This window comes from uncultured Mailhella sp. (genome assembly GCF_944324615.1).
Classification (GTDB): domain Bacteria; phylum Desulfobacterota; class Desulfovibrionia; order Desulfovibrionales; family Desulfovibrionaceae; genus Mailhella.
In genome coordinates, this window is record NZ_CALUWY010000092.1 from 1 (window position 1) to 8,153 (window position 8,153).

The 8,153-nt window shown below is 61.0% G+C and carries 5 protein-coding genes; 4 read left to right on the top strand and 1 reads right to left on the bottom strand.

Annotated elements, in window-relative coordinates:
* Window positions 1-292 precede the first annotated feature (292 nt).
* Window positions 293-508, bottom strand: coding sequence for a hypothetical protein (locus Q0K07_RS12410; protein WP_294559642.1), 216 nt, complete (start codon window positions 506-508; stop codon window positions 293-295).
* Window positions 509-673: 165 nt separating this feature from the next.
* Here Q0K07_RS12410 and Q0K07_RS12415 point away from each other — a divergent pair, with 165 nt between their 5' ends.
* The 4 genes from Q0K07_RS12415 (at window position 674) to Q0K07_RS12430 (ending at window position 8,100) form a co-directional block, all read left to right on the top strand.
* Window positions 674-1,420: a S24 family peptidase gene (locus tag Q0K07_RS12415; protein WP_294559644.1), complete on the top strand. Its 747-nt coding sequence runs from the start codon at window positions 674-676 to the stop codon at window positions 1,418-1,420.
* Window positions 1,421-1,525: 105 nt separating this feature from the next.
* Window positions 1,526-2,806, top strand: a complete 1,281-nt coding sequence (locus Q0K07_RS12420; protein ID WP_294559646.1) for a hypothetical protein — start codon at window positions 1,526-1,528, stop codon at window positions 2,804-2,806.
* Window positions 2,790-4,853 (top strand): hypothetical protein, encoded by a 2,064-nt coding sequence (locus Q0K07_RS12425; RefSeq protein ID WP_294559647.1) that lies wholly within the window; start codon window positions 2,790-2,792, stop codon window positions 4,851-4,853. The genes Q0K07_RS12420 and Q0K07_RS12425 overlap by 17 nt, the downstream gene beginning before the upstream one ends.
* Window positions 4,837-8,100, top strand: a complete 3,264-nt coding sequence (locus Q0K07_RS12430; protein WP_294559648.1) for a DEAD/DEAH box helicase — start codon at window positions 4,837-4,839, stop codon at window positions 8,098-8,100. The genes Q0K07_RS12425 and Q0K07_RS12430 overlap by 17 nt, the downstream gene beginning before the upstream one ends.
* Window positions 8,101-8,153 lie beyond the last annotated feature (53 nt).

Sequence of the window (8,153 nt, forward strand, 5' to 3'; positions counted from 1 at the left end):
CCCCCTCTTCGGATACCTGCCGCCGCGGACCGGGCCGGAAGACACCTGCGCCTCTCCTTCGGCCTCATGCTCCGGCTGTGCAGAACGCCCCTTCCCCGGCACGGAACGCGCGCCCCGTCAGGCCCGGAAGTCCTTCCGCCCGGCAGAATATGCGCACTCCGGCGCACTCCGCCCGGAACATCCTGCCTGCGGAAAAACGCCTGCCTCACCCCCCGGCAGAGAAAGAGCCTGCAACAGGGCGGGAAAAGGGCTGTTTCTGAAAAGTTCGGGGGAAAGGCCCGAAGGCGGGCCCTTACTGCAGCAGGGAAAGCACTTCCATGCGCCTCACAGGAGCGCTGCACTGGCGGCGGCGCGGGCGGCGCACGGCAAGGGGCGTGTTTTCCAGCGCCTCGGCCTGTTCGGCAAGCGCGTCGAGATTGCTGCAGGCGAGGTCGACCAGCGCGGGGCTGAAGGTTTCCATGTTCAGAGAACCGAGGAAGGAACGCACGCTGCGGATATCGTCGCTCATGGCCATAAGGAAACTCCTTGATAAGGCGTATTGATGTTGCTTGCGGCTACGAGTCCCTTTTGCCAGTTTTATTTATTTTGTCAACTAAAAATTTATATTTTTAATTTTTTGTCATTTTTTAATTTCCAATTGACTTTTTACGCCCTTTTCTTTAAATAAAACTTCATGAGCAACGCAACACCTGATACTCTCGATCGTCTCCTTCAGGGGGCCGGGCTTCGCCGCGACAGTCAGCTCGCCGAAATTCTCGGCGTGTCGCCGCAGGCGGTGAGTCAGGCGCGCCGCAAGGGGAAGATCCCCGACGGCTGGGTTCTGAAAGTAGCCGCGCAGTTCGGCCTTTCCACGGACTGGATCTTCTTCGGCAGGGGGGAAGCCTCGGCAGGAGCCGTGCAGAACGCGCAGGCCCCTGAGGCCCACGGCAACGCCCTGCGGGAGGAACGGCACGCCCCGGGGGAAAGCTTCTTCGGGGAAGTGGGCTCCGGGCAGGACTCCATAGGCCTTGTCATGGTGCCGCTGGTGGCCGCGCGCCTTGCGGCAGGCAAGGGCAGCCTGGAAACCGACGGCGACGTGCTCTCGTATTTCTCCTTCCGGCAGGACTGGCTGTGCCGCAAGGGCGATCCTTCCAAAATGGTGCTCATGAAGGTGTGCGGCGACAGCATGGAACCCGACATCCGCCACGGCGACATGGTGCTGGTGGATCAGGGCAAGTGCCAGATTTACGGCCATGCCATCTATGCCATGGGCATCAATGAGGAAATCTACATCAAGCAGGTGGAAACCCTGCCCGGCGGCAGGCTGGTGCTCAGGAGCCGCAACCCCGAATACTCCCCCATCAGCGTGGACCTTCACGGCGACCTTGCCGACAGCGTGCGCGTCATCGGCCGCGTGATCTGGTGCTGCCGGGAAATCTAGCGGCCCGCGCCGTCCGTTTTCTTCTCCCCTGCGGCGGCCTGCCGCTGAAAGGAACGCGCCTTTCTGAAGCCACGCCTGTTCAGAACGCTCTTCTCCGGTACGGCCATGTATCTCACGCCCTACACCATGCTTTCCGAGGAAACCGATTCCGCAGATCCCCTCGGTTTTCTGCGCCCGTCTCAGGCGCTGGTCGACCTGCTGCTGCCCCAGTTCACCACACTCACCGCGCACCCCACCTATCACGGCTTTCTGTGCTGCGCCACCCGGATTCTGAAAGACAGGGGACTTTCCGTCACGGACAGGGGTTTTTCCCATGCCGTGCGCGATCTGGAAATTCTCTGGGGCATGCTCTGCATGAAATCCGCGCGTACCGGCGGCCTGCTCAACGTCACAAAGCTGAAAAACATTCCCCTGCACGGGCTGACGCTGGAAAAGGCCAGGAAGCAAAAGGCGCTTTACCTGCGCCTCGGCTACGGCACGCTGGGGCATTACCTCGTCCCTTCCATGACCTGGTCCTTCTTCGACCGGCAGAGAAACCTCACCCCGGCCGGAGAGGAGCTCGGCCGTGCCTGGAGCGCGCGCCGTGCGGGAAGCGGGAAAAACGCTAGCTTCGAGGCTCTGGCGGAACGCTGGCTGAAGGGCGAGGCCGTGCCGGACAAGGCGGATGAAGCGCTGTGCCTTGCCCTGAGCGTGGAAGCGGGAATGCCCGGCGAGGAGGAACAGGCGGTATGGCGCAGGGCGTTTCACGGCATGAACGAACGCATGCCGGAGGCCCGGGAACTCTGGACTTCACCGCCCCCGCCCTCCCCCCCGCCCTCCTTGCAGGAAAGCTACGGCTTGGACCGTTACGCATTCTTTCCGGCCTTCCGGGAGCATCACCGCGACGCCGTACTCTGCCGTCATCTGGAACGCTGCCGCGCCTTTGAACAGTTTGCCGCCTTCGTGCAATGCACCTTTGAATGGGAATATGCGCGAAGGCTCACCCCCGGAGCATCCCGCACGCTTCCGCCGCATCCGGCTTTTGCCGGAGCGTTCCGCGCATCGGCAGGGGCCCTTGTTCCGCTGCTTGAAGACATTGTCGAATGGAACATGCCGCAGGTGCTTGCCGGGCTGGGAAGCTATAAGGAACAGGCCTCCGCCGTCATCCGCCTGCACATCGCCCATCAGAAGCGGAAGAACGTCATGCCCTTCATGGATGAGGAACGCCTGCTTCTGCGCGACCGCGTGCATGTGGAGAACGTGAAACACCTTGTGGATACGCTGGACGGGCTTGATGCAACGAGCATGATGCGCGCGGTGACAAATACCTGGCCGCGCAACTGGTTCTTCAACAGAGTATGGCAATGGCTTGCCTGGGCGGGGGTGCCGGATGGCTGCAACGATTGAAGAAAAAAGCCTGGGCGACCTGCTGGAGGAACTGGCGAACGACCCTGACGAGGGGCCGCTGCTGCATGTGCTGGTACTGACGTATGAATTCGATCAGGAACAGCTCTTCAACCTTCTTCTGCGGAGGGAACTTCCCGACATGTCGCCCCTGAGCAGGCGCGACAGTCTCCACATTTCCCGCATCCATCCCCTTGTCATATACGATGCGGCCAAAACCCGCGACTTCAGCGCCCTGCCCCCGCTTCTGGAACTGCATCCGTGGAAGTCCCGGGCCTTCGGCTGCCATCACAGCAAGGCGTACTGCCTTGTCACCGAAGGAGCGGTGCACCTCTTTCTCGGCAGTTTCAACCTCACCTTTTCCGGGCTGTTCCGCAACCGGGAAGTGATGGAACATCTCTGCTGGAAGGAAGGCGGCGACAGGGAATCCGGCCTTCTCATACGGGAGTGGACGGATTTTCTGCGTCTGTACTACGGCAGCCGGGTACATGCTTCGGGAGCGTCGGCGCTGAACGATCTGCTCGCCTGCCTTGATGAGCGCCTGGCCGGGCTTGCAAAAAACGCAGGCGCACACAACGCGCACCTGCTCTTTTCCGGCTACGGGGGAAAAAACGGCATAAACCGCCTGCAGGAAATATGGAAAGCCTGGTATGGCGACACCTCCCCCGACACGCTGTACGTCGTTTCCCCCTTCTTCGACGGCCGGCCTGAAAAAGGCTGCGCGGCCGCATCGTTTCTCAACGTTTTTCCCCGGCTGCGCGATCTGCACGTCTGCACGGACGAGGGGGGCTTTTCCACGCTTTCCCGGGCGCATTGTTCCGGCATGAAGGCCCATGTCCGCCTCATCGAGGCCGCTCCCGAGGCCGAACGTGCCGCCATAGAGCAAAGGGCCGAAGACTGCGGCGTGCGCGTTCCCGAAGGCTATGTGCCGGAACGCAGGCTCCATGCGAAAATACTTCTTCTTTCCGGGGGCGGGCACGGCCTGTGCTGTCTGGGAAGCGCCAACTTCACAAATAACGCCTGGCTCGGCAGAAATCAGGAACTCGGCCTTGTATTCCGCACGGAAGGCGACGCGGCGAAGCTGTGGAAAAACATCACGCGCGGCCTGTACGCCGGAAGCGGCGAGGAAAGCGCGCGTCTGCCCGACCATCCGCCCACGCACCCGGCAGCCGACCCCGAAGACGAGATCACGAAGGAAGAATTTCCCGACTTTGTCGCCTTCATCACGCTGGAACCGCGCCCCGGCACGGGCGAGGCCCTGTTCCACCTGCACATCGAAAAGAAGTACCGCGACACATGGCAGGAGCTTCTGCGTGCCTATACGGTGCGCTGGGGAGAAAAAGGAGCGGTGCTGACCTTCAACACGGAGGGAAACAGCGCCCCCATGCCGGAAGAGGAATGGCAGAAGCGCCTTGTCGGCGGCCGCACGCTGGAATTTCTGCACAACGCCTCCGGGCAGAGCTTCCCCTTTCCCTTTCTCTACGCCGGCGCCTTCATGGAGGGCAAGGAAGCGCTGCTCGGCATATCCGACACGGAATGGCTGCTTCTGCATCAGAACCGGGATGAGGAGTACGACGACGCATGGCCCGGCCCTTTCCGGGCACAGGAGAAAGAAGGTGCCCCATCCGCCCCCTGCTCCGTGGACAGAAGGGAGAACGTCATCATCGCCATGCAGAACTATCTCAATCTTTTCGGCGGCATGGAAAGCCTGTTCCAGAAAAGGCTTGCAGAGGCCTCAGAAGCCGGACGCCCGGCGGAACGCCTCCGCGCATACGTCGTCGGTCCCCTGCGGGAATTTGCCGGACTTCTGTGCCGGGAAGCCGCCTGCAGAGACAGCACTTCCGGCCTTTTCAAGCTGGGGGAACTTCTGCTTTTCGTGCAGCGCCTCAGCCGCTCCCCGGAGACTTCGCGCCTTGTGAAGCGCTCCCTTCAGCCCCTTGCGGAAGAGCTGCAACAGGCGCTTGACGCCTGCGCGCCGAAGTCCGCGCCGGAAACGGTAAACGCCTACCTTGCCTTTATCAGGGGAACCTTCCATGGCCGCAACGAATGACCCGATCTTCCTCACCCCGGAAAAGCTGAACCCGGAAACGGCGCAAAGCTGGGCAAGACAGCAGCGCGAGGCCCAAGCCGTACTCGAACGCTTCCGGCAGAGATTTTCCACCGTCCTTCTGGCCGATGAGGTGGGCATGGGAAAAACCTATGTGGCCCTCTGCGTCATGGCCCGGTACGTTGCCGAGGGAAAGAAGGTTCTTCTCGTTGTTCCCGGCAACACCGTGCTCAGGCAAAAATGGCAGGAGGAAATGCACTCCTTCAATGCGCGTTATCTGAAACAGGAAGTCAGCCTCCGGCCTCTTCTCGTGAAAGACATCTGCAATCTGCTCTTCAACCTGCACGATTACAAGGAGGAAAAGCCGGAACGCATCCGTTCCGGCAAACTGGAACCCTTCGCCCTGCTTTTTGAAACATGGTACAATACCAGCATCCGCAAGGCGAAGAAGTGGAACGCTTACTGGCCGCTTTACGGAGACCTGAAAGAAAGCGACACGGAATTTCAGCTTTTCTGCGCGCACTTTTCCAAACAGAGCATCCTTGCCTTTCTGGACGGATGGAGGTCAAACAACAGTACCGCCTTCCGGCATCTGTACGACACGCTCAACGCCGCCTTCCGGGAACGGAGCAAAACAAAACGCGCCCGGGCGGAAAAAGAGGCAAAGCAGCTTCTGCGCGACCTGTTCAGAACCTTCTGCCAGGCACAGAGTACCCTTTCGCCCAATGTTTTCATCATCACCATGGAGACGCTCCGGCGCAACATGCGCCACGATGCGCCCGGCATGAGCATCATGAAAAAATACCTGGCCGCCCTTGCCCTGTACCACAGGCGGGGGAGCGCCAGAGAACGCATACTCAACCATATAAAAAAGCTCGGCTGGGCAGACGAAGACGACCTGGAAACGAAGCTCTCCCGCCTGGGCGCGGAAGACCTCTGGAACCTGCGCTCCTCCATGCAGCGAGCCTTTCAGCAAAGCGGACTGCCCGGACTTCTGGAAAAAGAAAGGCTCAACAGCACTCTCAGAAGGGAAGCCGACGCCATGGCGGCGGATATCGTCCGCACGGTTTTCCGTGCCCGTCTGAAGTCCTCCTCCCTCGAACTTGCCGTGGTGGATGAGGTGCACAACTGGAAAAACGGCAGAAGCAACGGCGCCCTGCGCTTCAGGGAAAACTTTGCCGACGGCATGGCGAACAGGCTCATCATGTCGGCCACGCCCTTTCAGCTTCATGAAAGGGAGCTTGCCACGGTCTTTGAAACGGTCTGCCAGAACTATGCCGCGCAGGAGCAAGAGACCGATCCGTCCCTTGCCCGCGTCAGGGCCGCGCTCGACATGGCGCCGGCATGCCTTCGTGCCAGCAACGATTTTGCCGACGCCTGGAAGAACCTTCCGCCCGGGCAGCAGCGTACTCTGAACGAAAAGCTGAAGACCCCCGACACGGGAACATGTCTGAAAAAACTGCACGACGCTCCGGGAAGCGACGTGTACATGAAAACGTTCTGCGCCCGCGCCCTGAGCTACGGCGAAACACTCCATGCGCTGGAAGAGACGCTGCGCCCCGTCATCATACGTCATCTCCGGGACAAAAAACTGCGCGCCTTCCACTGTGGAAGGGATTTTTGCACCTGCGACATGCCTATGGGGGAGCGGCCTCACGCCCTCTACCCCGTGTCCGGCTACGGCACCGGGGAAAACGCCCTGGTCTCCTTCGTCGGCATGCGCGCCCAGCAGCTTCTGTGCCGCCACATCAGGGAAAAACGGCAGGTGCATCTGCTCGGCGGCATCAATTCCAGCAATGAAGCCTTTCTGGAAAGCTGGGAAAAACCGGAATGCGACGATGCGGCCACGCGCGCCTATGTGGACCTTTTCCGGCACATGCTGCTTTCCACGCCGCACGCCAAGGTGGAAGCCACGGTGAACCGCGCGCTGGACAATCTCCGGCACGGCAGAAAAACGCTTATTTTCTGCGACCGCCTCGCCACGCAGAAGGCGACAGGGGATGCTCTGGCCGGGCGTACCGCCGGTACGGAACATAAAAAAAGCCTTCTTGTCTTCGGCGAACATGTGGTGGAATACTCCCTTGCGCGTTCCCTCATCAGCGCAGGCCTGTGCCCCGAACCGGATGAAAACCGGAAGCGGCAGGCGCTGGCACGGCTGAAAAAGCATGCGCTTTCCCGAAGGCAGGCTCTTTTCCGCCTCGCGGACCTCGCTCTTGCCGAAGCCATGCTGACCGGAAAAGACGAGAAAATCGCCAGACTGCTCCCCTATGTCCGGCTGCTGGACCATGAGGCCGCGCTCTCCCGCTACCTGTCGGGAAAAACAAGCGCCCTGCCGGGAGAAAGCCCGGAACGGACAAAGCTCGCCAGCGCGACCCTTTCTCCGGCCGACGCCTCCCGGCTTTTTTCCTCCGTGCTGCACGGGCCGAACCTCTGGCATGCAGGGAAAGGCGCAGACAGTCTGCATGCCGACCTTCTGCGCCTGCTGGGAGAGGAAGCGGAAAACCTCAGCCGGGGAAACGGCGCGGAAGAAGGGCCGGATCCTCTTTCTCTGGCCGACATGTTCCTGAACATACTCCAGCGCCTGAACACCATCCTCCCCCGTGAAGTGGAAGAAGGCGTGACGGAAGAAACGCTCGCTTGCGCTCTTCAAGAACAGAGCGCCGCCTGTTCCTCACCGTGGCAGAGAACGCGGCGCTTCCTTGATATGCTGTGCCGTGAACAGGGAAGCATCCTGAAAGGAGAGGAAGCTTCCAGCCGCCGCACGCTGTGGTACGGTCTGGAAGGCGACGTGCACGCCATCATGAGCATCAACGGGCATACCGGCAGGGAAAAACGCAGCGCCGTATGCGCCCTGTTCAATTCCCCATGCTTTCCCGACGTGCTCATCTGCACCTCCATCGGTTCCGAAGGCATAGACCTGCACAGAGAATGCGCGGACGTCATCCATCATGACCTGCCGTGGAACCCCGCGCTGCTGGAACAGCGCACCGGCCGCGTGGACAGGATAGACTCTCTGGCCTCACTGCAGGGGCTGCTCGCCGTGGGCGTGCCCTTTCTAGCCGGAAACTACGATACCTTCCAGTATGAGGTGGTTCGCAACCGGGCGCAGAAACAGGAAATACTCCTCGGCAGGCCTTCGCTCCGCCCCGAGCCCATGCCGCAGCAGCAAAGAGAAGAAGCCTCCCTGCCGCCCCTGCCTGAAGCCCTGCTGGATTTTCTGCGTGTCGATCTTTCCCTGCATGAAGCGTAGGCGCCTCCGGGGACACGGGCAAGGGCGCTTATGCGGCACATGCCGCCGCCCTT

Bases quoted from the DNA above. Each gene is read 5' to 3' on its own strand.
- Q0K07_RS12410 (WP_294559642.1), bottom strand. From the start codon at position 508: ATGAGCGACGATATCCGCAGCGTGCGTTCCTTCCTCGGTTCTCTGAAC.
- Q0K07_RS12415 (WP_294559644.1), top strand. From the start codon at position 674: ATGAGCAACGCAACACCTGATACTCTCGATCGTCTCCTTCAGGGGGCC.
- Q0K07_RS12420 (WP_294559646.1), top strand. From the start codon at position 1,526: ATGTATCTCACGCCCTACACCATGCTTTCCGAGGAAACCGATTCCGCA.
- Q0K07_RS12425 (WP_294559647.1), top strand. From the start codon at position 2,790: ATGGCTGCAACGATTGAAGAAAAAAGCCTGGGCGACCTGCTGGAGGAA.
- Q0K07_RS12430 (WP_294559648.1), top strand. From the start codon at position 4,837: ATGGCCGCAACGAATGACCCGATCTTCCTCACCCCGGAAAAGCTGAAC.